The sequence below is a fragment of the Streptomyces sp. NPDC003456 genome, assembly GCF_042878735.1.
Taxonomy (GTDB): Bacteria; Actinomycetota; Actinomycetes; order Streptomycetales; family Streptomycetaceae; genus Streptomyces.
The window spans coordinates 616989-641035 of the sequence record NZ_JBIAOK010000004.1; the positions used below are offsets into that span (position 1 = coordinate 616989).

The 24047-nt window shown below is 72.4% G+C and carries 23 protein-coding genes and 1 pseudogene; 12 read left to right on the forward strand and 12 right to left on the reverse strand.

The window, feature by feature from the left end:
* Positions 1 to 3: 3 nt before the first annotated feature.
* The 3 genes from ACFYWG_RS18960 to ACFYWG_RS18970 form a co-directional block, all read right to left on the reverse strand.
* Positions 4 to 1140 carry a SigB/SigF/SigG family RNA polymerase sigma factor gene (locus tag ACFYWG_RS18960; RefSeq protein WP_376328686.1) on the reverse strand — a complete coding sequence of 379 codons (1137 nt, stop codon included), beginning with the start codon at positions 1138 to 1140 and terminating at the stop codon, positions 4 to 6.
* Positions 1141 to 1157: 17 nt separating this feature from the next.
* Positions 1158 to 1571 (reverse strand): anti-sigma factor, encoded by a 414-nt coding sequence (locus tag ACFYWG_RS18965; RefSeq protein WP_006136266.1) that lies wholly within the window; start codon positions 1569 to 1571, stop codon positions 1158 to 1160.
* A 261-nt stretch (positions 1572 to 1832) separates the two neighbouring features.
* Positions 1833 to 2093: a UBP-type zinc finger domain-containing protein gene (locus ACFYWG_RS18970; protein ID WP_376328682.1), complete on the reverse strand. Its 261-nt coding sequence runs from the start codon at positions 2091 to 2093 to the stop codon at positions 1833 to 1835.
* Between the two features lie 61 nt (positions 2094 to 2154).
* Between ACFYWG_RS18970 and ACFYWG_RS18975 the strand changes: the two genes are divergently transcribed.
* A complete protein-coding gene (locus ACFYWG_RS18975) occupies positions 2155 to 3753 on the forward strand; it encodes a Na+/H+ antiporter (protein WP_389202345.1) in 1599 nt (532 codons plus the stop codon).
* A gap of 145 nt (positions 3754 to 3898) precedes the next feature.
* Here the strand turns inward: ACFYWG_RS18975 and ACFYWG_RS18980 are convergent, their stop codons facing one another.
* Positions 3899 to 4807, reverse strand: coding sequence for a 1-aminocyclopropane-1-carboxylate deaminase/D-cysteine desulfhydrase (locus ACFYWG_RS18980; RefSeq protein WP_376328677.1), 909 nt, complete (start codon positions 4805 to 4807; stop codon positions 3899 to 3901).
* A 352-nt stretch (positions 4808 to 5159) separates the two neighbouring features.
* Between ACFYWG_RS18980 and ACFYWG_RS18985 the strand changes: the two genes are divergently transcribed.
* From ACFYWG_RS18985 to ACFYWG_RS18995, 3 genes are all read left to right on the forward strand, one after another.
* The gene (locus tag ACFYWG_RS18985) at positions 5160 to 6566 is read left to right on the forward strand and encodes a family 2B encapsulin nanocompartment shell protein (protein WP_385416582.1); all 1407 of its coding nucleotides are present in this window, start codon (positions 5160 to 5162) and stop codon (positions 6564 to 6566) included.
* 111 nt (positions 6567 to 6677) lie between these two features.
* The gene (locus ACFYWG_RS18990) at positions 6678 to 7847 is read left to right on the forward strand and encodes a family 2 encapsulin nanocompartment cargo protein polyprenyl transferase (RefSeq protein WP_389202348.1); all 1170 of its coding nucleotides are present in this window, start codon (positions 6678 to 6680) and stop codon (positions 7845 to 7847) included.
* A 320-nt stretch (positions 7848 to 8167) separates the two neighbouring features.
* Complete coding sequence (locus ACFYWG_RS18995) at positions 8168 to 8782, forward strand: GNAT family N-acetyltransferase (protein ID WP_389202350.1); 615 nt, start codon at positions 8168 to 8170, stop codon at positions 8780 to 8782.
* An 847-nt stretch (positions 8783 to 9629) separates the two neighbouring features.
* Here ACFYWG_RS18995 and ACFYWG_RS19000 read toward each other — a convergent pair.
* The gene (locus ACFYWG_RS19000) at positions 9630 to 10385 is read right to left on the reverse strand and encodes a VOC family protein (protein ID WP_389202352.1); all 756 of its coding nucleotides are present in this window, start codon (positions 10383 to 10385) and stop codon (positions 9630 to 9632) included.
* A 102-nt stretch (positions 10386 to 10487) separates the two neighbouring features.
* Between ACFYWG_RS19000 and ACFYWG_RS19005 the strand changes: the two genes are divergently transcribed.
* A complete protein-coding gene (locus tag ACFYWG_RS19005) occupies positions 10488 to 11642 on the forward strand; it encodes an anion permease (protein ID WP_385416591.1) in 1155 nt (384 codons plus the stop codon).
* 65 nt (positions 11643 to 11707) lie between these two features.
* Here ACFYWG_RS19005 and sodN read toward each other — a convergent pair whose 3' ends face one another.
* A complete protein-coding gene (gene sodN, locus ACFYWG_RS19010; protein ID WP_004983535.1) occupies positions 11708 to 12103 on the reverse strand; it encodes a superoxide dismutase, Ni in 396 nt (131 codons plus the stop codon).
* A 224-nt stretch (positions 12104 to 12327) separates the two neighbouring features.
* Here sodN and ACFYWG_RS19015 point away from each other — a divergent pair.
* Positions 12328 to 12501 (forward strand): annotated as a pseudogene (locus tag ACFYWG_RS19015) (S24 family peptidase); the annotation flags it as partial.
* A gap of 65 nt (positions 12502 to 12566) precedes the next feature.
* On the opposite strand, the gene ACFYWG_RS19020 reads toward ACFYWG_RS19015, so the two are convergent.
* On the reverse strand, positions 12567 to 13223 hold the full coding sequence (locus tag ACFYWG_RS19020) for a CGNR zinc finger domain-containing protein (protein WP_389202355.1): 657 nt from the start codon (positions 13221 to 13223) through the stop codon (positions 12567 to 12569).
* A 24-nt stretch (positions 13224 to 13247) separates the two neighbouring features.
* Here ACFYWG_RS19020 and ACFYWG_RS19025 point away from each other — a divergent pair, with 24 nt between their 5' ends.
* Positions 13248 to 14081, forward strand: coding sequence for a class I SAM-dependent methyltransferase (locus tag ACFYWG_RS19025; RefSeq protein ID WP_389202774.1), 834 nt, complete (start codon positions 13248 to 13250; stop codon positions 14079 to 14081).
* Positions 14082 to 14147: 66 nt separating this feature from the next.
* Here ACFYWG_RS19025 and ACFYWG_RS19030 read toward each other — a convergent pair whose 3' ends face one another.
* From ACFYWG_RS19030 to ACFYWG_RS19040, 3 genes are read right to left on the reverse strand one after another with little or no spacing between them, the layout of a single operon-like run.
* Positions 14148 to 14909 carry an amino acid ABC transporter ATP-binding protein gene (locus ACFYWG_RS19030; RefSeq protein WP_376328658.1) on the reverse strand — a complete coding sequence of 254 codons (762 nt, stop codon included), beginning with the start codon at positions 14907 to 14909 and terminating at the stop codon, positions 14148 to 14150.
* Entirely contained in the window at positions 14906 to 15847 is a 942-nt protein-coding gene (locus ACFYWG_RS19035; protein WP_376328655.1) for an amino acid ABC transporter permease, read from the reverse strand. The genes ACFYWG_RS19030 and ACFYWG_RS19035 overlap by 4 nt, the downstream gene beginning before the upstream one ends.
* 32 nt (positions 15848 to 15879) lie before the next feature.
* Positions 15880 to 16833: an ABC transporter substrate-binding protein gene (locus ACFYWG_RS19040; protein ID WP_383501007.1), complete on the reverse strand. Its 954-nt coding sequence runs from the start codon at positions 16831 to 16833 to the stop codon at positions 15880 to 15882.
* A 624-nt stretch (positions 16834 to 17457) separates the two neighbouring features.
* Between ACFYWG_RS19040 and ACFYWG_RS19045 the strand changes: the two genes are divergently transcribed.
* From ACFYWG_RS19045 to ACFYWG_RS19060, 4 genes are all read left to right on the forward strand, one after another.
* Entirely contained in the window at positions 17458 to 18690 is a 1233-nt protein-coding gene (locus ACFYWG_RS19045) for an NADP-dependent malic enzyme (protein ID WP_376328651.1), read from the forward strand.
* 286 nt (positions 18691 to 18976) lie between these two features.
* Positions 18977 to 19942, forward strand: a complete 966-nt coding sequence (locus ACFYWG_RS19050; RefSeq protein WP_385416602.1) for a zinc-binding dehydrogenase — start codon at positions 18977 to 18979, stop codon at positions 19940 to 19942.
* Positions 19943 to 20053: 111 nt separating this feature from the next.
* A complete protein-coding gene (locus tag ACFYWG_RS19055; RefSeq protein WP_376328647.1) occupies positions 20054 to 20263 on the forward strand; it encodes a helix-turn-helix domain-containing protein in 210 nt (69 codons plus the stop codon).
* Complete coding sequence (locus ACFYWG_RS19060; protein WP_389202360.1) at positions 20263 to 20826, forward strand: Clp protease N-terminal domain-containing protein; 564 nt, start codon at positions 20263 to 20265, stop codon at positions 20824 to 20826. The genes ACFYWG_RS19055 and ACFYWG_RS19060 overlap by 1 nt, the downstream gene beginning before the upstream one ends.
* Positions 20827 to 20929: 103 nt before the next feature.
* On the opposite strand, the gene ACFYWG_RS19065 is transcribed toward ACFYWG_RS19060, so the two are convergent.
* A complete protein-coding gene (locus ACFYWG_RS19065; protein ID WP_383501019.1) occupies positions 20930 to 22009 on the reverse strand; it encodes a helix-turn-helix transcriptional regulator in 1080 nt (359 codons plus the stop codon).
* 1 nt (position 22010) lies between these two features.
* Positions 22011 to 22976, reverse strand: a complete 966-nt coding sequence (locus ACFYWG_RS19070) for a DUF4097 domain-containing protein (RefSeq protein ID WP_389202363.1) — start codon at positions 22974 to 22976, stop codon at positions 22011 to 22013.
* A gap of 145 nt (positions 22977 to 23121) precedes the next feature.
* On the opposite strand from ACFYWG_RS19070, the gene ACFYWG_RS19075 reads away from it, so the two are divergent.
* Positions 23122 to 23958 carry a hypothetical protein gene (locus ACFYWG_RS19075; protein ID WP_389202365.1) on the forward strand — a complete coding sequence of 279 codons (837 nt, stop codon included), beginning with the start codon at positions 23122 to 23124 and terminating at the stop codon, positions 23956 to 23958.
* Positions 23959 to 24047: the final 89 nt, after the last annotated feature.

Consider the following 24047-nt stretch of genomic DNA (forward strand, 5'->3'; position numbering starts at 1 on the left):
CCGTCACTCCTCGACGAGGAGCTTCTCCCGCAGCTGGGCCAGGGTGCGCGCCAGCAGCCGGGACACGTGCATCTGGGAGATGCCGACCTCCTGCGCGATCTGCGACTGGGTCATGTTGCCGAAGAAGCGCAGCAGCAGGATCCGCTTCTCGCGCGGCGGGAGGTCCTCCAGCAGCGGCTTGAGGGACTCCCGGTACTCGACGCCCTCCAGCGCCTCGTCCTCCGCGCCGAGGGTGTCCGCCACCGCCGGCGACTCGTCGTCGGTGTCGGGGACGTCCAGGGACAGCGTGGAGTACGCGTTGGCCGACTCCAGGCCCTCCAGGACCTCCTCCTCCGAGATCGCCAGCTTCTCGGCGAGCTCGTGGACGGTGGGGGAGCGGCCGTGCAGCTGCGACAGCTCGGCCGTGGCGGTCGTCAGCGACAGGCGCAGCTCCTGCAGCCGGCGCGGAACACGCACCGCCCAGCCCTTGTCGCGGAAGTGCCGCTTGATCTCGCCGACGACCGTCGGGGTCGCGTACGTGGAGAACTCCACCCCGCGGTCCGGGTCGAAACGGTCGACCGACTTGATCAGGCCGATCGTCGCGACCTGGGTGAGGTCGTCCAGCGGCTCCCCCCTGTTGCGGAAGCGGCGGGCCAGATGCTCCACCAGCGGCAGGTGCATGCGGACCAGCTGATTGCGCAGCTCCGCGTACTCGGGGCTGCCGCTGCTCAAGGTGCGCAGCTTGAGGAACATCTCGCGCGCCCCGCTGCGGTCCGGGGAGGCGTGCTGCGCGCCCTGGGCGCGGTGCGCGTTCGGCGTCTCGTCCTCGGAGTGTCGCTCGTGCTCGCTCATCGTCCCGCCCGTCGCCCTTCCCCGAGCCCTCGCCTCCTCCGCCGCCCTCGACCTCTCGCGGGTTGCGGAGCCCCCTGGGGCCGGGGCTGCGGTGGCCTCCCCGCCCGGAGGCGCGCTCCGTACGGCGCCGTCCCGTTCCGGCCTCGCCCCACCCGGGAGGACGGCCCCCGCGGCGTCGTCCTCCGGGTGCGGGCGGGCCTGCTCGGGAATGCCGTCGATACCGTCCGCCATGCGCCGGGCCCCGCTCGGACCGCTCGTGCCCGCGCCCTCGGCCGGCAGCTCTCGTGTGCTGCGCTCTTCGTCCCGCACCGGCCCGTCCCCGTTCCTCACGCCGGCCCGGGTCCCGCGCCGCGCTGTTTGTAGAGGCTGATCGAAACGGTTCTGTCCTCGTCCACGGCGGAGGAGACCTTGCCCGCGAGAGCGGACAGAACGGTCCAGGCGAAGGTGTCCCGTGAAGGGGCGTGCCCGTCCGTGGTCGGCGCCGAGACGGTGACCTCGAGTGAGTCGTCGACGAGGCGGAAGACGCAACTGAGCACCGAGCCGGGCACGGCCTGCTGCAGCAGGATCGCGCAGGCCTCGTCCACCGCGATGCGCAGGTCCTCGATCTCGTCGAGGGTGAAGTCCAAACGGGCCGCGAGACCGGCCGTGGCCGTACGCAGCACCGACAGGTAGGCACCCGCGGCCGGCAGCCGGACTTCCACGAAGTCCTGGGTCGCGGGCTCGCCTGCGATCTGGGACACCCTCACCTCCATGGTGGTACAAGCGTTATAGGGCCGAGGGTCGCCCCCCGGAATCAACGCGTTACGTGGTTCAGCGGTGACGCTATCGCGCTCTCAACGGTCCTGTCCCCGGGACCCCAACCCCTTGCCGTCACTCACAGTAAACCTGCGGACACGCTCCGTGTCTAGGGGTCGGGCGGGCTCAAATGGGAAGAGCGCGCGCCGGGTTGACGTACCCAGACGTCAGACGGTCGAACCGTCCGGCGGCGGGGTCCTGCGGCGTCACACCAGAACATGGTCGACGAAGCACCACCGCCAGGTCTCACCGGGCTCGTGCGTCCGCATCACGGGGTGACCGGACTCGTCGTGGTGCCGCGCCGCGTGCCGCCCCGGTGAGGAGTCGCAGCAGCCGACGTGACCACAGCTGAGGCACAGCCGCAGCTGCACCGGATCCGTGCCCTCCGCCAGGCACTCCGGACAGGTCTCGGTGAGCGGACCCGGTTCGGGGTGCGGCAGCGCGTCGGCGTGCGTGCACTGTTTCATGATTGCCAGGTTACGACGGTCGAGCAGAAGACCGCGTCGAAAAAGAGGGCGGGCGAGAACGATGGACGTGATGCCACTGCTGCTTCTGGTGGCGGGCAGTGCCGCGATCGCCGCGGCCGCGCGGCGCACACCGGTGCCGGCGCCGCTGCTGCTGGTGGCGGCGGGACTGGCGGTCAGCTACGTCCCGGGGGTGCCCGACTACACGCTCGACCCCCACATCGTGCTGCCGCTCATCCTGCCCCCGCTGCTGCACACGGCCGCCAGCGACAGCTCCTACCTCGACCTGCGGGCGCAGTTGCGGCCGGTGGCGATGCTGTCCGTCGGGTACGTGCTGTTCGCGACGTTCGTCGTCGGCTGGGCCCTGTACGTGATCGTGCCGGACATGCCGCTGACGGCGGCGCTGGTCTTCGGCGCGGTCGTCGCGCCGCCGGACGCGGTCGCGGCGACGGCGGTGGCCCGCCGGGTGGGGCTGCCCTCCCGGATCACCACGATCCTCCAGGGCGAGTCCCTGCTGAACGACGCCACCGCCATCACCGCCTACCGGGTCGCCCTCGCGGCCGCCGTCGGCGAGGGCGCCACCTGGGCCGGGGGCATCGCCGAGTTCCTGCTCGCCGCCGTGGGCGGTGTCGTGGTCGGCCTCCTGCTGATGGCGCCCATCCACTGGCTGCGCACGCACGTGAAGGAGGCCCTGCTGCAGAACACCCTGTCCCTGCTCACCCCGTTCGTCGCCTACGCCGTCGCCGAGCAGGTGCACGCCTCCGGCGTCCTCGCGGTCGTGGTCGTCGCGCTCTACCTCGGGCACCGCGCGTGGGAGGTCGACTTCGCCACCCGCCTCCAGGAGGACGCCGTCTGGAAGATGGTCGCCTTCGTCCTGGAGTCGGCGGTGTTCGCACTGATCGGCCTGCAACTGCCGATCGTCCTCAGAGGGCTCGGGGAGTACGAGGGCACCGAGGCCGCCTGGTACGCCGTCGCGATCTTCCTGGTGGTGGTCGCGGCCCGGTTCGTGTGGGTGTACCCGTCCGCCTTCCTGCCGCGGCTGCTGTCGGCCAGGATCCGCGAACGCGAGGAGAAACTCACCTGGAAGGGGCCGTTCGTGATCGGCTGGGCCGGGATGCGGGGCGTGGTGTCCCTGGCCATCGCCTTCTCCATCCCGCTCACGCTGCCCGACGGCGACGAGCCCTTCCCGCAGCGCAACCTGATCCTCTTCCTCACCTTCACCACCGTCATCGGCACCCTCGTCGTGCAGGGCCTGACGCTGCCCCCGCTGATCCGCCTGCTGAAGTTCCCCGGGCGCGACGTCCAGGCCGAGACGCTCGCCGAGGCCAACGCCCAGGCGCAGGCCTCCCGGGCCGCCGAGCGACGGCTGGACGAACTCCTCACCGACGAGCGCAACGCCCTGCCGGGCCCGCTCGCCGAGCGGCTGCGCACGGTCCTGGAACGCCGCCGCAACGCCGTCTGGGAACGGCTCGGGCAGGCCAACCCGATCACCGGGGAGTCCGTCGACGACACGTACCGGCGGCTGTCGCGGGAGATGATCGGCGCCGAGCGCGAGGTGTTCGTCAAGCTGCGCGACGGCCGCTACATCGACGACGAGATGCTGCGGACCCTGCTGCGCAGGCTGGACCTGGAGGAGGCGGCAGCCTTCCGCGAGGCCGCCTGACGGCCCGGCCGGGCGGCACTGCCCGGTGACGGGGGAGTGCCCCGGTGACGGGGGAGCGCCCTGCCGCCGGGAGGGGTGGGAAAGCGGCCCGCCCCGGGCCCGGCCCGGGGGGCACGGCTGCCGGGCCGGGCCGCTGCTCCGTCCGTCACGGGAACGGGCGGCCCGTGATCACGGCCGCAACCGCCGTCCCGCGCGGGAAGGCGCCCTCCTCCGCCAGGGCGACGAGCCCGTACAGCAGCTTGGCGACGTAGAGCCGTTCGACGGGCAGGCCGTGGCGCTGCTCGAAGTCGGCCGCGAAGGCGTCCAGCCCGGCGGGCACGCGCGCGTAGCCGCCGAAGTGGAAACGGTCGTCCAGGGTCCAGGTGCCGCGCGGGCCGCCGAAGGCCCGGTGCTGCAGGACCTCGGTCTCCTTGTTCAGGAAGCCGCCCTTGAGCACCGGTACGCCCAGAGCCCGCTGCCCGGGGGCGAGACCGGCGGCCAGACCCGCCAGAGTCCCTCCCGTCCCGCAGGCCACGGCGACGGTGCCGGCCTCGCCGCGCAGCTCGGCACCCAGGTCCCGGCAGCCGCGCACGGCCTGCGCGTTGCTGCCGCCCTCGGGTACGACGTACGCCTCCTCGGCCCGTGCCGAGCGCAGGACGGCGGCCAGGGTCTCGGGCTCGGTCTTGCGGCGGTACGTCGACCGGTCGACGAAGTGCAGCCGCATCCCGTCGGCCGCGCAGCGCGCCAGGGAGGGGTTCAGGGGCCGGGTCGCCAGTTCGTCGCCGCGTACGACACCCACCGTGGGGACGCCGAGCAGCCGGCCGGCCGCTGCCGTGGCGCGCAGGTGGTTGGACCAGGCCCCGCCGAACGTGACGACGGTCCGGCCGGCCGCCGCCGCGAGGTTCGGCGCCAGCTTGCGCCACTTGTTGCCGATCAGCTCCGGATGTATCAGGTCGTCCCGCTTCAGCAGCAACCGCACGCCCCGCTGCTCGAAGCGGCCGTCCACCACCTCCTGCACCGGCGAGGGGAGCCGGGGGCGCAGTGAGGCAAGGTCCGGGGTGTCGGGGCTGGTCACCGCGCCATTGTCACCCGGGGGTGGCGGTCCCGCGGGCCGCGCCGACGACGGCCGCCGACCGTCGATCGGCAGGCGGCGTCCACGAACACCCGCGGGCGCCAACCGGCCGCTCCTGCGGGCTCCCGTCGCCCCGGCCGGTTCCGGCCGCCCACCCCCACCGGCAGGGAGGCAGGCCGCGACATCGGCGTTTTCGAACGTCAGACGCCGGAAGCGGCTCCCTGCCCATCACGGTGAAGATCCATTCCCGCTCTTTCGTGTAATAGCACTGACACGCTGCGTGAGGAAGGCTTGCTCCTGCACAGCGATGCCCGAGGCATAGGCGCGTCGGTCACAACCGGGGAGGCAGTTCTTTATGTCGGTAGGCGAAGAGGTCCGCACGGAGCAGACCAAGCCGCAGCAGAGTCTCGGCACGGCGGCCGCGCGGAACCTGGCCACCACCACCAAGTCCGTGCCGCAGATGCAGGAGATCAGCTCGCGCTGGCTGCTGCGCATGCTGCCCTGGGTCGACATCCAGGGCGGTACGTACCGGGTGAACCGGCGGCTCACGTTCGCCGTGGGCGACGGCCGGCTGACGTTCGTCAAGACCGGCGACCGTGTCGAGATCATCCCCGCCGAGCTGGGCGAACTGCCGGCGCTGCGGTCCTACGAGGACGAGGAGGTCCTCTTCGAGATCGCCCGCCGCTGCGAGCAGCGGGAATTCGCGGCGGGCGAGGTGATCACCTCGTTCGGCGGCCCGTCCGACGAGGTGTACCTGCTGGCGCACGGCCGGGTCGAGAAGGTCGGCACCGGCCCCTACGGCGACGACGAGTCGCTCGGCATCATCGCCGACGGCGCCTACTTCGGCGAGGACGCGCTGCTCGACGAGGACGCGATCTGGGAGTACACGGCCCGCGCGCTCACCGCCTGCACCGTCCTGGTCCTGCCCCGCGCGGAGTTCCAGCAGATCGCGGAGCGCTCGGACACCCTGCGCGAGCACCTCCGGCAGATCCGCTCGATCCCCTCGCAGCGCTCCAACAAGTACGGCGAGAAGGAGATCGACCTCGCCGCCGGCCACTCGGGCGAGCCGGACATCCCGCACACGTTCGTCGACTACGAGGCCCGGCCCCGTGAGTACGAACTGAGCGTCGCCCAGACCGTCCTGCGCATCCACACGCGCGTGGCCGACCTGTACAACCAGCCCATGAACCAGACCGAGCAGCAGATCCGGCTGACGGTCGAGGCGCTCAAGGAGCGCCAGGAGCACGAGCTCATCAACAACCGGGACTTCGGTCTGCTGCACAACTGCGAGTACGACCAGCGGATCCAGCCGCACGACGGCGTCCCCAGCCCGGACGACCTGGACGAGCTGCTCAGCCGGCGCCGCGGCACCAAGCTGCTGCTCGCACACCCCCGGGCCATCGCCGCGTTCGGCCGCGAGCTCAACAAGCGGGGACTCGTGCCCGAGACCATCGACATGGCCGGCAACCGCATCCCCACCTGGCGCGGCGTGCCGATCTTCCCGTGCAACAAGATCCCGGTCACCGAGGCACGGACGACCTCGATCATCGCCCTGCGTACCGGCGAGGCGGACCAGGGCGTCATCGGCCTGCGGGCCTCCGGCATCCCGGACGAGATCGAGCCGAGCCTGTCCGTGCGCTTCATGGGCATCAACGAACAGGCCATCATCAAGTACCTGGTCACGGCCTACTACTCGGCCGCGGTGCTGGTTCCCGACGCGCTCGGCGTCCTGGAGAACGTCGAGATCGGCCGCTGGCGGTGACCCTCCCGGTGCACCGCCCGTGTCCCCACCCGCCCGGGCGGGTACACCCTGGGGGTACGCGCGCAGCGGCAGCGCGGCCCTCACCGTCCGCTCACCTTCCGAGGCGGTCCCATGGGTGATTCCCTCACGGAGTCCAGGACGGAACCGGCGCTGCCCGCCCCCGGCGGGCGGCTCGGCACCGCGTCCCGGACCCCGGCCGGGACGCCGGACGGGCGAGGGCCGATCGGGACACAGCGGGACGGCCGGCCCCCACCGGCCGAGGAGCACGAAGCGGTGACGCTGCTGGAGCGCGCTCGCGCGGAGGTCGACCCGGTGCTGCGGGCCGCGCTCGGCACACTGCCCGCACCGATGCGCCGGGTCGCGCTCTACCACTTCGGCTGGGAGCAGGCCGACGGCAGCCCGGCCGACGGCGCTTCCGGCAAGGCCATCCGTCCCGCCCTGGTCCTCGCCGCGGCGTCCGCCCTCGGCGGACCCGAGGCGCGGGCCGGAGCGACCGCGGCAGCAGCCGCGGTGGAACTGGTCCACAACTTCACACTGCTGCACGACGACGTGATGGACCGGGACGCCACCCGGCGCCACCGGCCCACCGCCTGGAGCGTGTTCGGCGACGCGGACGCGATCCTGGCCGGTGACGCCCTGCATGCGCTGGCACTGAGGCTGCTGGCCGAGGACCCGCACCCGGTCGCCCGGGCGGCCGCCGCGCGGCTCGCCGACTGCGTCATCGAACTGTGCGCGGGACAGCACGCGGACACGGCCCTGGAGGGCAGCGTCCCCGGCGAGGTCACGCTCGCCGAGGTGCTCACCATGGCGGAGGCCAAGACGGGCGCGCTGCTCGGCAGTGCCTGCGCCATCGGCGGTCTCTACGCGGGCGCCTCCGACGACGAAGTGGCGGCACTGGACGCGTTCGGCCGGGAGGCCGGGCTCGCCTTCCAGCTCATCGACGACATCATCGGCATATGGGGCGATCCGCGCCGCACCGGCAAGCCCGTCGGCGCGGATCTGGCCGCCCGCAAGAAGTCCCTGCCCGTTGTCGCGGCCTTCGTCTCCGGCACCCCGGCCTCCGCCGAACTGGCCGAACTGTACGCACGGCCCAGCGAGAAGGAGGACCTCGACCACATCGCTGCCACTGTCGAGCGTGCGGGCGGCCGGGACTGGGCACAGATCCAGGCGGCCGACCGTATGGCCCGGGCGATGCAGCAGCTCTCCCGTGCGGTGCCGGATCCGGAGGCGGCGGGCGGGCTGCTGGCCCTCGCCGAGTTCGTGACGCGGCGCAGCAGTTGACGGCCGACGCCCGTCGGCGGTCACGGGTCGGCGGTCGGCGGGAAGCGGCCGCCGGCAGCACCTGACGACCTTCGGGCGACCGAAGGGCAAGACCCCGGGGTGCCGGGGCCGTGCGGCTCCTGACCCCGCACGGTCACCGGCCTCCGGTCCGCGGGTCCCGCACTGCCCCACGGTGTGCGGGGCCCGCTCCTTACGCGTGTCACGCACGCAAGACAGGGCACGTGTTCGACTGATTCACGCCAAGCTCTCCCGCTGCTCGCGCCGGAGATCCCCGACCCCCCCTACGATCAACGCCGATCGGACGAGCGAAGGGGCGGAACATGGGTGTGGCGATCCGGACGGCGGGCGAAGAGGACAGGGACCTGATCGTCCGTCTGCTGGACGAGGCGTTCCAGGACGACCCCGTGAGCGGCTGGGTCTTCCCCGACGTGCGGGACCGCCGCGCGCACCACCCCGGACTCATGGCCGCCTTCACCGACATCGTGTTCGAGGCGGGCCGTATCGACGTGATGGAGGACGGATCGGCCTGCGCGCTGTGGCTGTCCTTGCCCGAAGGCGATCCGCACCAGGACGACGCCGCCGAGGACGACGGGCCGGCCCAGGTGCGGCAGGCCGTCGACCCGGACAACGAGCGTATCGAGCTGATCGGCCGGCTCACCGCGGACATCCATCCCTCGGGGCGTGCCCACGAGTACCTGTGGATGATCGGCGTCGCACCCGGCCGGCAGGGCGAGGGGCTCGGCACCGCGCTCATCGAGTCGGTCCTGGACCGCTGCGACCGCGAGGGGACCGGGGCGTACCTGGAGGCGAGCAGCGCGCGCAGTCGCAAGCTGTACGAGCGCCTCGGGTTCGCATCCTGCGGCCCGGCCCTGCAACTCCCCGACGGCCCGCAGATGTGGCCGATGTGGCGCGAACCGGCGTCGGGCACGGTCTAGCCCGGATCCCGAAGCCGAGCCCTGCTTCGAACCCGGGCACCGAGCCCTGCTTCGAACCCGGGCACCGAGCCCGGCTCGGAACCCGGGCACCGAGCCTCCCCGCCTCTGGCCTGCCGTGGGCGGGACGCCTCACGCCGGCCTCGGCGAGCGGTCGCGGGAGCGCAGGTCCGAACGCACACGGCCGGCAGGGAGCGCCCGCACCCGGACCGGCCTACGCTGAGGACATGGGCAGCAGCGACGAGCACGTCTGTCCCACCTGCGGACAGCCAGTGGAGACGGTCGTCCGGCGGCACAAGACGCTGGGCACATGGGTCCCGCGGTGGGTGGCGGGCCCCTGCCGCAATCCGGACTGCGCGGCCCGGGAGGCCGGGGACGCGGACACCGCGGCGGTCCTCCCGGCGCCCGAGCCACACCCGGCCGGGTCCCCCACAGCCACGACGACCGCCCCGCCCGGGGCGGCGCCGCCCGGAAGCGGCTCTAGCGGAAACACCCCACCCCCAACCATGTGACCCTGAGCCGCGCCGCCCGGAACGACCACACCCGGGGCGGTGGCCCAGGAGACCTCCGCACGGCGTCCTGGAGCACGACCGCCCGGTCCAGCCCGGCTCGTCCCGAGCCCGCCGACCCAGGTCCCGAGCGGGCGGCTGGTGTGCCACCCGTGGGCTCACCGGCCGCTGTGGGCGCTGACCGTATGGGCGCTGGCCGTATAGGCGCGGGACGCGGCGGTAGCGGGCGGGCCGCACGTCCGGCAGGAGACCGAGCCCGGGGGAGACCTCCGCCCTGCCCCTCCGCCCGCCGGGGGCACGCTCGCCTCCCGCGCGCACACCGCTCGCGCTCGCCCCGAGCGTCAGGCCGTCTCCGCGGACGCGGCCCGCACGCCGCCCGTCGCCGGGTCGCGGGAGGTCAGGCAGTACAGGCCGCCCGCAGGGTCGCGCATCACCGTCCAGCCGGGGAAGGCGGCCACGAAAGCGGCTCCGAGGGTCTCGTGCCGCGCCCTGGTCCCGGCCGGGTCCGCGCAGGCGAGGTCGAGGTGGGCGGAGACCGGCCGCTCCTCGTCGAGGCGTTGCAGCAGCAGACGGACCGGCAGGCCGGACGGCGGCTCGATCACATGGAACTCGGGCAGGGACCCGGGCCGCGACTCCCAGCCGGCCAGCAGCGCGCTCCAGAAGGCGACTTCGGCGCCGTACGCCGACGGCGGGACGTCCACGCACACCTGGTCGAGGCGGCTGCCCCGCACCACGCCCGGCCGTGCCGCCTGGCCGCGCCACGGGTCCGCGCAGAACAACTGGCCGCCCGGTGAGCGCAGTACGACGAGCGAGCCGAGATCCGTCACCACGCTCGCGCCGAGCCGGACCGCCGCGGCGGCGAACTCCGCCACGTCGTCCACGCAGAAGTCCGGATGGGCGCCGCCCGGCCCGGGCCCCACCGCCTGCACCTTCACGCAGGCGTCGGCGCCGCCGTCCGGGAGCAGGGTGACGAACTCCTGTTGCTCACCGCGCAGTTCGGACAGCCGGGTGTCCGTGACCGCCGTCCAGAAGGCGCAGGCGGCGCCGAAGCCGGGGCGCGGGCGGTCGATGAAGGCGTAGGTCCAGCGGATCGTCATGGGCGCGATCGTAGAGGGCCCGCCACGGCCACCTGCGTGAACCTTGCGCCCGCTCCGCCTCGCCGGTCCCGCCCGTCGGCCCGGACTTGTTTGCATACTGCAATGGACCACATCACGTTCCTCGTGGCGGCCGTGATCGTCACGGCACTCGTCTTCGACTTCACCAACGGTTTCCACGACACGGCGAACGCGATGGCCACCTCCATCGCCACCGGCGCGCTCGCTCCCCGGACGGCGGTCCTGATCAGCGGAGTCCTCAACGTCGCCGGTGCGTTCCTGTCGACCGAGGTCGCCCGGACCATCTCGGGCGGCATCGTGGACGACGGCCTGGTCACCCCGGGCATGATCTTCGCGGGGCTGGTCGGCGCCATCCTGTGGAACCTGCTGACCTGGCTCCTCGGGCTGCCGTCCAGTTCCTCCCATGCCCTGTTCGGGGGGCTGATCGGCGCGGTGTGGGCGGGAGCGGGCAGCCAGGGCGTGCACGCCGGCAAGGTCGTCGAGAAGGTCCTGGTGCCGGCGGTGGCCTCACCGCTCGTGGCGGGAGTGGCGGCGCTGCTGGCCACCGGCCTCGCCTACCGGCTCTCCCGCCGGGCCCGCCGGGAGACCGTGGCCAAGGGCTTCCGCGCCGGCCAGATCGCCTCCGCCTCGCTGGTCTCGCTCGCCCACGGCACGAACGACGCGCAGAAGACCATGGGCGTCATCACCCTCACCCTCGTCTCCGCAGGCGCGCTCGGCGCGGACGCCGGGCCGCCCCTGTGGGTGGTCGCCTCCGCGGGCCTGGCCATGGGGCTCGGCACCTACCTCGGCGGCTGGCGCATCATCCGCACCCTGGGCAAGGGCCTGACGGAGATCCGCTCACCCCAGGGCTTCGCGGCGGAGACCGCGTCCACGGCCGTCATCCTCACCTCCGCCCACCTCGGCTTCGCCCTGTCCACCACGCAGGTGGCCTCGGGCAGCATCCTCGGCGCGGGGCTCGGCCGCCGGGCCGCGGAGATCCGCTGGGGCGTGGCGGGCCGCATGGTGGTGGCGTGGGCGGTCACCCTGCCCGCGGCCGGCCTGATCGGCGCGCTGGCCGCCGTGGTCGTCCGCCTCGGCGGCGACCTCGGTACGGCCGCCGTGGGGCTCGCGGGCGCCGCGCTCGCCGCCGGCATGGTGGTCGTCTCGCGCCGCAGCCCGGTGAACGCGCACAACGTCAACGACGTGCACGAGGCCGCCCTCCACGGCGAACGGCCGGCCAAGGTCGGCTCGGCCGCGTGAGACCGCGTGTACGACGAAGGGGCCCGGCCGCCGATCCGGCCGGGCCCCTTCACCGCACGCGGCGATCAGGCCTTCTTGGTCTCCCAGAAGATCTTGTCGATCTGCGCGATGTAGTCCAGCGCCTTCTGGCCGGTGGCCGGGTCGGTCGACGCCTTGGCGGCCGAGAGGGCCTTCAGGGTGTCGTTGACCAGCTGGTGCAGCTCCGGGTACTTCTCGAAGTGCGGGGGCTTGAAGTAGTCGCTCCAGAGCACCGAGACGTGGTGCTTGGCAAGCTCCGCGCGCTGCTCCTTGATGACGGTGGCGCGGGCCTGGAAGTGCGGGTCGTCGTTTCCGGCCATCTTCTCCTGGACGGCCTTGACCGACTCCGCCTCGATGCGGGCCTGGGCGGGGTCGTAGACACCGCAGGGAAGGTCGCAGTGCGCGCTGACCTTGACCTTGGGTGCAAACAGGCGGGAAAGCATGGAGCATTCCTTCCTCGTGATCGTCTTCTCACAGGGGACATTACTCCGTGACGGAGGGGTTTTCGCGGGTGCCCCCTGGGGCTTAGGACAAAAGTCCGGGGTGAGACTGAGACTGGTGGAGGAAAGAACCGGGGAGGTGCCGGGTGATGCCGGAGCTGTCGCACGATTCCGAACGCGGAGGAACGGCCCCGCCCTTCGGGATCGCCGAGGTCACGGGTCCGTCCATGGTGCCCACGCTGTACCACGGCGACCGCCTCCTGGTGCACTACGGCGCCCGGATCAGGACCGGTGACGTCGTCGTGCTGCGCCACCCCTTCCAGCAGGACCTGCTCGTGGTGAAGCGGGCCGCCCAGCGCCGCGGTGACGGCTGGTGGGTGCTCGGCGACAACGCCCGCGCCGGCGGCGACAGCACCGACTACGGCGTGGTGCCCGACGACCTGGTGCTCGGCCGGGTCCGGTTCCGCTACCGGCCGCTCAAGCCCGGGCGGCGCTCGCCCTGGGCGCTGCTCGGCTGGGTGCTGTCCGCGGCCAGGCCCGTCTCGGGCAGGTCGGGCCGGGCCGTCTCCAGGCGCTTGCGGGCCCGGTAGGCCGCCACGTTGGCGCGCGTCGCGCAGCGGTCGGAGCAGTAGCGCCGGGAGCGGTTGGTGGAGGTGTCCAGGTAGGCGTTGCGGCAGGGGGCGGCCTCGCACAGGCCGAGGCGGTCCACGCCGTACTCGGTGAGGTGGAAGGCCAGGCCCATCGCGGCGATCGCCGCGTAGCCGGCCGTCGCGTTGGACGGGTGGTCCGCCAGGTGCATGTGCCACAGGGGGCGGCCGTCGTCGTCGCGGAAGTCGTGCCCGGAGATCTGGGGGCTGACCGGGAACTCCAGCAGCAGGGAGTTGAGCAGGTCGACGGCGAGCGTCTCGTCGCCGGTGTCGGCGGCCTCGAAGACGGCGCGCAGCCGGGCCCGGATCGAGCGGAACCGCGTGACGTCGGCCTCCGTGGCGCGCCGGGCCGCCGACCGGCTGGTGCCGAACAGGTCGCGAACGGCCTCGACCGACGTCAGGGCGTCCTTGCCCCGGACCGGCTCCTCGGTGTTGACGAGACGCACGGCGTAGTCCGAGTAATAGGCCAGTTCCACTTGTAGTCCTTACGGAGGGGCTTTATCGTCGTCAACGCACGGGTAAGAGCTGATGGTGCTTCCAGGGTATTACGACGGAGGGGCTCGACGACGGACGCGGACACCACCACGCCGGCCGCCGACTGGCAGGCCTGGCAACGCAGCTGGGACCGCCAGCAGGAGTGGTACATGCCCGACCGCGAGGAGCGGTTCGCGATCATGCTCGACATGGTGGAGGCCCTCGTGGGCACCGCCCCGCGCGTTCTGGACCTCGCCTGCGGCACGGGGAGCATCACCGCCCGGCTGCTCGACCGGTTCCCCGACGCCACCAGCACGGGCGTCGACCTGGACCCGGCGCTCCTCGCCATCGCCGAAGGCACCTTCGCCGGCGACGACCGGGTCACCCTCGTCACCGCCGACCTCAAGGACCCCGGCTGGCCGGCACGACTGCCCCACGAGGCCTACGACGCCGTCCTGACCGCGACGGCCCTGCACTGGCTGCACCGGGAACCCCTCGCGGACCTCTACGGACAACTCGCGGAACTCCTCCGCGACGGCGGCGTCCTGATGAACGCGGACCACATGATCGACGAGACGACGCCCCGGATCAACGCGGCGGAGCGGGCCCGGCGCCACGCCCGCATGGATCAGGCCAAGCGGCAGGGCGTCCTCGACTGGGCGCAGTGGTGGCAGCTCGCCGCCCGGGACCCGGTCCTCGCGGGCCCCACCGCCCGCCGCCACGAGATCTACGGCGAGCACGCCGAGGGGGACGCGCCTTCGGCGCAGTGGCACGCCCGGACCCTGCGCGAGAAGGGCTTCGCCGAGGTCAGGCCGGTGTGGTGCTCACCCTCGGACACCCTGCTGCTGGCCCTGAAGTAGCACGGCGGCAGCACGGCGGAAGGGGCGGTACGGAGACTCCGTACCGCCCCTTCGCTGTGCGAACCGTCAGAGCACCTTGGACAGGAAGGACTTCGTCCGCTCGTGCTGCGGGTTGGTGAGCACCTCGCGCGGGTTGCCCGCCTCGACCACCACGCCGCCGTCCATGAAGACCAGGCTGTCGCCCACCTCGCGGGCGAAGCCCATCTCGTGGGTGACGACGACCATCGTCATGCCGGACTCGGCCAGGTCGCGCATGACGTCCAGGACGTCACCCACCAGCTCCGGGTCGAGCGCCGAGGTCGGCTCGTCGAACAGCATCAGCTTCGGGTCCATGGCCAGGGCACGGGCGATGGCGACGCGCTGCTGCTGGCCGCCGGAGAGCTGGGAGGGGTAGTTGCCCGCCTTGTCGGCCAGGCCCACCCGGTCCAGCAGCTCCAGCGCGCGCTGCCGCGCCTGGCCCTTGTTCACGCCCTTGACCTGGACCGGCGCCTCCATGACGTTCTCCACGGCCGTCATGTGCGGGAACAGGTTGAAGCGCTGGAAGACCATGCCGATGTCCCGGCGCTTCAGCGCGACCTCGCTGTCCTTCAGCTCGTAGAGCTTGTCGCCCTTCTGGCGGTAGCCCACCAGCTCGCCGTCGACGTAGAGGCGGCCGGCGTTGATCTTCTCGAGGTGGTTGATGCACCTCAGGAACGTCGACTTGCCGGAGCCGGAGGGGCCGATGAGGCAGAACACCTCGCCGGTCTTCACCTCCAGGTCGATGCCCTTGAGCACCTCGACCGGACCGAAGGACTTGTGGACGCCCTCGGCCTTCACCATGGCGGTCATGCGGTGCCTCCCGTCGTCGACGAGCGGTTGGACAGGGACAGCACGTTGGCCTTGATCTTCTGGAACGGCGTGGCCGGGAGCGCCCGGCTCGAACCGCGGGCGTAGTAGCGCTCCAGGTAGTACTGGCCGACGCTGAAGATCGAGGTCAGCAGCAGGTACCAGGCCGCGGCCAGGAACAGCATCTCGGCGGGGGCGCCGGAGGTCTGGCCGATGTCCTGGGCGGCGCGCAGCAGCTCGGGATACTGGACGACCGAGACCAGCGAGGTCGTCTTCAGCATGTTGATGACCTCGTTGCCCGTCGGCGGCACGATCACGCGCATCGCCTGCGGGATGACGATGCGGCGCAGCGTCTTGGAGTGGCTCATGCCGAGCGCGTGCGACGCCTCGGTCTGGCCCTCGTCGACCGAGAGCAGACCGGCACGGCAGATCTCCGCCATGTACGCGGCCTCGTTCAGGCCGAGGCCCAGCAGCGCCGTCAGGAACGGGGTCATGAAGTCCGACCACTCGTCCTTGTAGAACGGCCCGAGGTTGATGTACTCGAAGACCAGGCCCAGGTTGAACCAGACGATCAGCTGGACCAGGACCGGGGTGCCGCGGAAGAACCAGATGTAGAACCACGCGATCGACGAGGTCACCGGGTTCTTCGACAGGCGCATCACGGCGAGCAGGACGCCGCCGACGATGCCGATCGCCATGGACAGCACGGTCAGCAGCAGCGTCTTGCCGACGCCGTCCAGGATGCGGTCGTCGAAGAAGTAGTCCGGGATCGCACCCCAGTTGATCTTGCCCTGGGCGAACGCGTAGACGATGCCGCCCAGCAGGGCGACGGCGACGACGGCGGAGATGTACCGCCCGTAGTGCCGGACCGGGATGGCCTTGATGGCCTCCGGTCCGGCCGGGGGCGTGTCGCCCGCCGTCTTCTCGATGTCAACAGTCACGGGTAGTGCCTTTCAGTGCCGCTGCGTCGCGGTCACTTGCCGCCGTTGATCGTGGCCTCGTCGACGGAGCCGTCCGTGACGCCCCACTTCTTGAGGATCTTCTCGTACTCGCCGTTCTCGATGATGGCGTCGAGGGCGGCCTTGAGCGCGTCACGCAGCTCCGTCTGGTTCTTGGCGACCGCGATGCCGTACGGAGCGGCCTCGACCTGCTCGCCGACCAGCTGGAAGTCCTTGCCGCCGCCGGAGGTCTTCACGGCGTACGCGGCGACCGGGAAGTCGGACGAGCCGGCGGCGGCGCCGCCCGCGCGCAGACGGGTCTGGGCCTGCTGGTCGTTGTCGAAGGCCTCGATGGCGATCTTCTTGCCGGCCGGGCACTTCTTCGACTCCGCCTTGGCGAGGTCCTCGGAGACCGTGCCGCGCTGCAGCACGATCTTCTTGCCGCACAGGTCCGACCAGCTCTTGATGCCCTGGTCGTCGCCCTTCTTGGTGTAGATCGACACACCGGCGGTGAAGTAGTCGACGAAGTCGACGCCCTCGCCGACCTTCTTGCCGGTGTCGGAGTCGATGCCCTCCTGCCGGTCCTTGGTGTCGGTCATCGCGGACATGGCGATGTCGTACCGCTTCGAGCGCAGACCCGTGATCAGCGTGTCGAAGGTGCCGTTCTCGAACTGGAAGTCGACACCGAGCTGCTTGCCCATGGCGGCGGCGATGTCCGGGTCGATGCCGACGACCTTGCCGGAGCTGTCCTTGAACTCGACCGGGGCGTAGGCGATGTCCGAACCGACCTTGATGACGCCCTTGTCGCGGATGGCCTGGGGCAGCTTGCCGGCGAGCGGGGCGGTGGAGGCGGTGTCGCTCTCCGAGCCGGTGTCCTTGGTCTGGTCACCGCATCCGGTGAGCATCAGCGCGCCTGCGACCGCGATCGCACCGACCGCTGCTAGCCGGGAGCGGGCGGCGGTCGTACGACGGGTGGAGCTTGCGGTCATGGTGGGTTCCTCCGGCGGATGGGTGGAGTTGCCGATGGGGCTGTGCGCCGCCGATGGGATCGGCGGCGCGTGCGCTGCCGACGGTGCCGGCAGAGCCGCAGGTCGACGGGAGCACACGTCTTCGAGTGTCGCGACCTCGTGTGATTACGGCATCTTGCCATTCGGACTGCGCCATTCTGGGGGCCAGCCATGTCAAAATCGGATAACGGGCGATCCCCGAACCGCACCACTCCGGTACATCACGGCCGGACCTTCTATGGGAATCTTTCGTTCCGGCCGGAAGATCTTCGGTTCATCCCCGGATTTCGAGACGGGGCCCGAGTGCTTCGCCGCTGCTTGAGTGGTTCTCCACGGTTCGTCCAGGCCTTGTACCGATATTGGACGAAGAGTCAGGGCACCGTCATGTGACCTTGGCGTTATGGACTCGTCCCAGATGCCTTCCGTCCGGTAAGAAGGGTCTTTACACCCCTCATCCGGGGCTCAGGGCGCGTGTGCGGCGCGCCCGTCGCGTGCGCGCCCGTACGTCACACGTACAGAGCACCACCACGGCGGTACGCGGTCCCGCCCACCCCTCACCAGGAGTGGCAACCCTCAAACCAATGAAGATTTAAGGGGTAAAAGAAAGTGGCAGCGGAGATCGTCAATCCTCGCAGCGAGAGCAAGACCGGCGATACGGATCCCGAGGGCGGTGCGGAGCCCCTCGACTCCTTCGATCCGGCGTTCGCGCTGCACCGCGGCGGCAAGATGGCCGTGCAGGCCACGGTGCCGGTCCGCGACAAGGACGACCTGTCCCTGGCGTACACGCCCGGCGTCGCGAAGGTGTGCAGCGCGATCGCGGAGCAGCCGGAGCTCGTGCACGACTACACGTGGAAGTCGTCGGTCGTGGCCGTCGTGACGGACGGTACGGCCGTTCTGGGGCTCGGTGACATCGGGCCCGAGGCCTCCCTCCCGGTGATGGAGGGCAAGGCCATCCTGTTCAAGCAGTTCGGCGGTGTGGACGCCGTTCCGATCGCGCTGAACTGCACGGACGTCGACGAGATCGTCGAGACGGTGGTGCGGCTCGCGCCCTCGTTCGGCGGAGTCAACCTGGAGGACATCTCGGCGCCCCGGTGCTTCGAGATCGAGCGGAAGCTGCAGGAGCGGCTGGACATCCCGGTCTTCCACGACGACCAGCACGGCACGGCGGTCGTGACCCTCGCCGCCCTGCGCAACGCCGCGCGGCTGAGCGGGCGGGCGGTGGGCGACCTGCGGGCCGTCATCTCCGGCGCCGGCGCGGCCGGTGTCGCGATCGCGAAGATGCTGGTCGAGGCCGGCATCGGGGACGTCGCGGTGGCCGACCGCAAGGGCGTCGTGTCGGCGGACCGCGAGGACCTCACCGCGGTGAAGCGGGAGCTGGCCGGGTTCACGAACAAGGCCGGGCTCACCGGGTCGCTGGAGTCGGCGCTGGCCGGTGCGGACGTCTTCATCGGCGTCTCCGGCGGGACCGTCCCGGAGTCCGCGGTCGCCACGATGGCCGAGGGCGCCTTCGTCTTCGCCATGGCCAACCCGAACCCCGAAGTCCACCCCGAGGTCGCGCACAAGTACGCGGCGGTCGTCGCCACCGGGCGGTCGGACTTCCCGAACCAGATCAACAACGTCCTCGCGTTCCCGGGGATCTTCGCGGGCGCCCTGCAGGTGCGCGCGTCCCGGATCACCGAGGGGATGAAGCTGGCCGCCGCCGAGGCGCTGGCCGCCGTGGTCGGGGACGACCTCGCCCCCGACTACGTGATCCCGTCGCCCTTCGACGAGCGCGTCGCGCCGGCCGTGACCGCGGCGGTCGCGGCGGCGGCCCGGGCGGAGGGCGTGGCCCGGCGCTGACAGCGCCGACCGTGCCGTGAGGTGACCCCGTCCGGATGCGGACGGGGTCATTTCTTTGCCGGGCGGTACGGCTGAACGGGTGGAGCGGGCCGGTGGTGCGCCGGCCCGGCCCTGTCCCGTCGGCGTCCGGCCGCTGCGGACCCGGGAACCCCGCACCTTCACGGGCGGCGCGTGCGGGTCCCGCCGCGGCGGCTCCGGGACACCGCCCAGGCCCTCCTGGCAAGAGGGTGTGTCTCACAGGGGCACGTGGTTCCTTCACCGCGGCGGGGAACCTATCGTCAAGGTCATGTTCGCCGTCTACGCCGCCCGAATCGACCGCGACCAGCCGCTCTCCGGCCTGGAGTTGGGGGAGCGTCCGGCCCCCGAGGCCCGTCCCGGCTGGAGCACCGTCACCGTCAAGGCCGCCTCCCTCAACCACCACGACCTCTGGTCCCTGCGCGGGGTGGGCCTCGCCGAGGACAAACTGCCGATGATCCTCGGCTGCGACGCCGCCGGTGTCGACGAGGACGGCAACGAGGTCGTCCTGCACTCCGTCATCGGACAGAGCGGGCACGGGGTCGGCCCGAAGGAGCCCCGTTCCATCCTCACCGAGCGCTACCAGGGGACGTTCGCCGAGCAGGTCTCCGTGCCGACCTGGAACATCCTGCCGAAGCCGAAGGGGCTCTCCTTCGAGGAGGCCGCCTGTCTGCCGACGGCCTGGCTGACCGCCTATCGGATGCTGTTCACCAACGCGGGCGTCCGGCCCGGCGACTCCGTGCTCGTGCAGGGCGCCGGCGGCGGTGTCGCCACGGCCGCCATCGTGCTGGGCAAGGCCGCCGGCCTGAAGGTGTTCGCCACCAGCCGGGACGAGGCCCGGCGCAAGCGGGCCCTGGAGCTGGGGGCCGTGGAGGCGCTGGAGTCGGGCGCGCGGCTGCCCCAGCGGGTCGACGCCGTGATCGAGACGGTGGGCGCCGCCACCTGGTCGCACTCGGTGAAGTCGCTGAGGCCGGGGGGCACCCTCGTCATCTCCGGGGCCACGAGCGGCGACCGGCCCCCGCACGCCGAACTGACGCGGATCTTCTTCCTGGAGCTGAAGGTCGTCGGCTCCACGATGGGCACCAAGGACGAGCTGGAGGACCTGCTGTCCTTCTGCGCCGCCACGGGTGTGCGGCCCGTCATCGACGAGGTGCTTCCCCTGGACCGCGCCCGTGAGGGCTTCGAGCGGCTGGCCGCGGGTGAGCAGTTCGGAAAGGTCGTGCTGACCAACCCCTGAGCGACACCTGCGCGCAGGCGCGCTGCTCGACGGCCGGCCCGGGAACGGGCCGGCCGTTTCGCATGTCAACCGGGGTTGACGGGTCGGGCGATGTCAACGTAAGTTGACGTCATGACCGAAGCAACCGATCTGGCCGAGCGGGCCGGCGACCGGGACCCGCGGATCGGCCTGCGGGCCGTCGCCGCCCTGCGCCGGCTGCTGGAGCAGTTGGAGGCCGTGCAGGTGCGCAACGCGCGCCACCAGGGCTGGTCGTGGCAGGAGATCGCCACCGAGCTCGGCGTGAGCAGGCAGGCCGTGCACAAGAAGTACGGGAGGCATTGATGTTCGAGCGGTTCACCAAGGACGCACGGGACGTGGTGAAGGGCGCCTTCGCCCATGTGGAGGGCGGGCGGAGCGTGGGGCCGGAGCATCTGCTGCTGGCCCTGCTCGACCGGCAGGGCAGTCGCGGGTCGTTCGCGCTCGCGGCGCTGGGCCTCGGGGAGGACCGGGAGCCCGTGCGCGAGGCGCTGAGACAGGCGCGGCGGCGGGCCGGGCTGTCCCGGGCCGAGAGCGACGCACTCGCCGGGCTGGGGATCGACGTGACGGAGATCGTCGCCCGGGTGGAGGACCTGCACGGCGTCGGGGCGATGTCCGGTGACACCAAGGACAAGCGCTGGTGGTCCGCCGGGCGCCCCTCCTTCGGGCGGGGCGCCAAGGACGTGCTCGAACGCTCCCTGCGGGCCGCCCTGGCCCAGCGCGACCGGCACATCGGCGACGAGCACATCCTGCTGGCCCTGACCGCCCGGCCCGGCGTGCCGGCCGAGGTCCTCGCCGACCACGGGGTGACGTACGAGTCCCTGGTGCGGGTGCTGTACGGACCGGGTGGCGAGGCCAAGGCCGGCTGACCGGCGGGCGCCGGGCGACAGTCGCCGGTGGCGGTGGTGGTGGGATCCGGGCGGCGGGCATCGGGCGGCGGGCGCTGGTGGCCTTCTGCCGGGCGTCGGGTGGCTACTTCTTCGGGGTGCGCAGGAGCGCCCCTATGTGGGCCGCCGCCGTCGACAGGTGGCGGCGGGCGTCCCGCAACTGGTCGGGAGTCACGCCGTTGTCCCGGGCGGCGTCCCGGATGTCGTCCCGGAAACGGTCCAGCAGCCGGTCCAGGTCCCGGGCCGGGTCACCGGTGGAGTCCGCGGTGTCCTCATGGGCCCAGGCCGGCTCGTAGGCGGCCGGGAAGTCCTCCGCGGAGGGTGCGGACTGTGCGGAGGGTGCGGGCGTCGGGTCCGGGGCCGTCGGGCCCGTCCGGCCCGTGCCGGACCAGTCGAAGCCGAAGTCCTTGCCGTAGTCCTTGCCGAACTCGCCCATCTCCTTGACCAGTTCGCTCAGGCCCTCGCGCAGTCCCGCGGGCCAGTCGCCGCGGGCGAAGCGGTCCTGCACCTGCTCCTGGACCCGGCGGGTGATGCGCTGCATCTGCTCCTGGGCCTGGGCGCGTGCCTGCTCCTGGGCCTCCTTCGCCTGGCGGCGGGCCCGCTGGGCGTCCTCGCGGGCCCGGCGGCTCTCGTCCTTGGCGCGCCGGGCCTGCTCCTTCCACTCCTGCCGGGCGCGGCGCATCTCCTCCTTGGCGATGCGCCAGGCCTCCTTGTCGCCGAAGGGCGGGGCGTCGCCGGGGGAGGCGCCGCCCTCCGCCCCGCTGCCGGAGGGGCCCCGGCGGGCCTCCGTCGCCGCCGCGCGCATCTCGCGGCGCAGGTCCCCCGCGGCTCCGCGCACGTCGGCCTGGATCTCGGCGGCCAGCTCCGCGACCGACTCGCGGATCTCCAGCTCCAGATCGGCGAGTTCACCGCTGCGGTCGGCCAGTTCGGCGCGGCCCGCGTCCGTGATCGAGTAGACCTTGCGGCCGCCCTCGGTGGTGTGGGTGACCAGGCCCTCGGCCTCCAGCTTGGCCAGCCGGGGGTACACCGTGCCCGCCGACGGCGCGTACAGCCCCTGGAAGCGCTCCTCGAGGAGGCGGATCACCTCGTAGCCGTGGCGCGGGGCCTCGTCGAGCAGCTTCAGCAGGTAGAGGCGGAGGCGGCCGTGGGCGAAGACGGGAGGCATGTCAGAGCACCTTCTTGTCGGTCGAGCCGTCGGCCGGGGCGCCGTCGGCGCCGGTGTCCCGGCCGGAGACGGAATTGTCTCCCGAGCCGTCGGGCGGGCCGCCCCGCGGGTCGGCGGACGGGGTGCCGGGCCGGGCGTCGGCGGGGCCGGTGTCCTCGTCCTCCCGGGCCGGGCGGCGCAGCAGGGCGATGGAGCCGGAGACGGTGGTCGCCCGCAGCCGGCCGGTGCCCGCGCCGAGCCTCCCGGCGATCTTGTGCGCGCCCCACTGCCCGTAGACCCGCAGGCCCTCGAAGGCGTTGGAGATGGCACCGCTGGCCGTGTTCGCCTCGACCTCCGCGTCCGCCGGGTACGGCAGGCGCATGGCGATCTCGCCCGAGACGCTGGTCAGCCGGACATCCGTCGGGCCGTCCGGGTCGAGGTCGACGATCATGGAGCCGCTGACCGAGTCGGCCCGCACGGAGGGGCCGGAACCCTCGACCACGGTGAGGTCGCCGGAGACGGATTGGAACCGGAGCTCGCCCGTCACGTCCTGCGCCTCCAGGCTGCCGGAGACCGTGTCGGCGCGGACCGGGCCGGACAGGCCCACCAGCGTCGTGTCGCCGGTGACGCCCCTGACCACCGACGGGCCCCGGATGCCGGAGATCACCGCCGCCGCGCCGACCACCCCCACCTCGACGCGGGTGCCCGCCGGGACGGCCAGGGAGACCACCGCGCTGCGCTGCCAGCCCTTGCGGTCCAGCCACTTCAGGAAGCCCTTCCAGGGCAGGTCCTCGTACGCCACGGTGAGGACGCCGTCCTGCTGGGTGACCACCAGGGGTGGTCCCTCGATTGCGGAGACCTCCAGCCGGGCGGAACCCTCGTCGGTGCCCACCACGTTCACCGTGCCGTTGACCAGGCGCACGTGAAGATCGCGCACGGGCTCGTCGAAGGCGAGCTTCACCGGCTCCGTGACGGACCACTCGGACATGGCAGACCTCCCTGATCCGACGCGCCATATCGCGTCCTCTCGCATTCACGATATATCGCGGACAGGCAAAGTCAAGACACCCGTTCTGCGGACCGGCGGTGGTCATAAGTGCTCATCATCGGGCGAATCGCCCTAACGTGTGACCATGCCGACGGATGCCGCCCCTGCGGACCCCGCCTCCGGTGCGCTGCTGCTGTGCCGGGCGGCGCCCGGGGCCGTCGCCGCCGTGGCCCCGCTGCTGCGCGAACCCATGCAACTCACGCGCGCGGGGGAGGGATGGAGCGTGCTGGTCCCCGAGGGCGGTCCCTGGCGGGAGGGCGGAGAGCCGGTCGACCGGGTGGTCACCGGCTGGGCCGGCGCCCTCGCCGTCGGCGCGCCCTGGCCCGTTCTCGCGCTGTGGTGGGACGCGGACCACGCGGGTTTCACGCTGGCGTCCGGGTTCCGCCGCCCGGTCGGCTTCGTCTGGCTCTCCAGCGGCGTCCCGGCGGGGGAGGACGAGGCGATGCGGACCTTCGCCGCCCGGGTGGGGCTCGATCCCGTCCTGGACGTCCAGGCCCTCGACCGGCTGAGCGAACCCGACGCGGCGGCCGACGCCCGCGCCCGGCTGCGCGGCCTGCTGGCGGTCCTCGCGCGCGTGGGCGTCTCGATGCCCCCGGAACTCGTGCCCGGCCTGCCCGCCGACCGCCTCCGCGAAGCCGTCGCGCTCCAGCCGGACAGCCGGCCCGTCGAGCGGCCCGGCCTGCGGGAGGCGGTGAGGGAGCACGGAACCGTCGGGCACAGCCGCCTGGGTCCCTTGCTGCCCTGGACCGGCGCCCCCGGAGCCCCTGCCGCGGCCCTGGCCCAGATGGCGGCGGGCGTGCCCCTGCTGGTCTGGGGCCTGCGCCGGCACGGCGGGCGCTGGGGCTGGATCACGGCCGGCGCACTGCTCCTCGCGCACGGCACGGTGGGTCTGGCCTACACCGTCACCCATCCGCGCGACTGAGGCGGTGGTCGCGGGCGGCGACAGGGCCCGGAGGGCGTCGCGCGTGGGTGCGGTGCCGGACTCGGGCGGCGAGGCGGGGCGGGCGGCGC

Coding starts and splice junctions, on each gene's coding strand:
- ACFYWG_RS18990 (WP_389202348.1), top strand. CDS start 6,678: ATGGGTGATTCCCTCACGGAGTCCAGGACGGAACCGGCGCTGCCCGCC.
- ACFYWG_RS19070 (WP_389202363.1), bottom strand. CDS start 22,976: ATGTCCGAGTGGTCCGTCACGGAGCCGGTGAAGCTCGCCTTCGACGAG.
- ACFYWG_RS19075 (WP_389202365.1), top strand. CDS start 23,122: ATGCCGACGGATGCCGCCCCTGCGGACCCCGCCTCCGGTGCGCTGCTG.
- ACFYWG_RS19065 (WP_383501019.1), bottom strand. CDS start 22,009: ATGCCTCCCGTCTTCGCCCACGGCCGCCTCCGCCTCTACCTGCTGAAG.
- ACFYWG_RS19005 (WP_385416591.1), top strand. CDS start 10,488: ATGGACCACATCACGTTCCTCGTGGCGGCCGTGATCGTCACGGCACTC.
- ACFYWG_RS18975 (WP_389202345.1), top strand. CDS start 2,155: ATGGACGTGATGCCACTGCTGCTTCTGGTGGCGGGCAGTGCCGCGATC.
- ACFYWG_RS18985 (WP_385416582.1), top strand. CDS start 5,160: ATGTCGGTAGGCGAAGAGGTCCGCACGGAGCAGACCAAGCCGCAGCAG.
- ACFYWG_RS19055 (WP_376328647.1), top strand. CDS start 20,054: ATGACCGAAGCAACCGATCTGGCCGAGCGGGCCGGCGACCGGGACCCG.
- ACFYWG_RS18995 (WP_389202350.1), top strand. CDS start 8,168: ATGGGTGTGGCGATCCGGACGGCGGGCGAAGAGGACAGGGACCTGATC.
- ACFYWG_RS18970 (WP_376328682.1), bottom strand. CDS start 2,093: ATGAAACAGTGCACGCACGCCGACGCGCTGCCGCACCCCGAACCGGGT.
- ACFYWG_RS19030 (WP_376328658.1), bottom strand. CDS start 14,909: ATGACCGCCATGGTGAAGGCCGAGGGCGTCCACAAGTCCTTCGGTCCG.
- ACFYWG_RS19000 (WP_389202352.1), bottom strand. CDS start 10,385: ATGACGATCCGCTGGACCTACGCCTTCATCGACCGCCCGCGCCCCGGC.
- sodN (WP_004983535.1), bottom strand. CDS start 12,103: ATGCTTTCCCGCCTGTTTGCACCCAAGGTCAAGGTCAGCGCGCACTGC.
- ACFYWG_RS19060 (WP_389202360.1), top strand. CDS start 20,263: ATGTTCGAGCGGTTCACCAAGGACGCACGGGACGTGGTGAAGGGCGCC.
- ACFYWG_RS19050 (WP_385416602.1), top strand. CDS start 18,977: ATGTTCGCCGTCTACGCCGCCCGAATCGACCGCGACCAGCCGCTCTCC.
- ACFYWG_RS19040 (WP_383501007.1), bottom strand. CDS start 16,833: ATGACCGCAAGCTCCACCCGTCGTACGACCGCCGCCCGCTCCCGGCTA.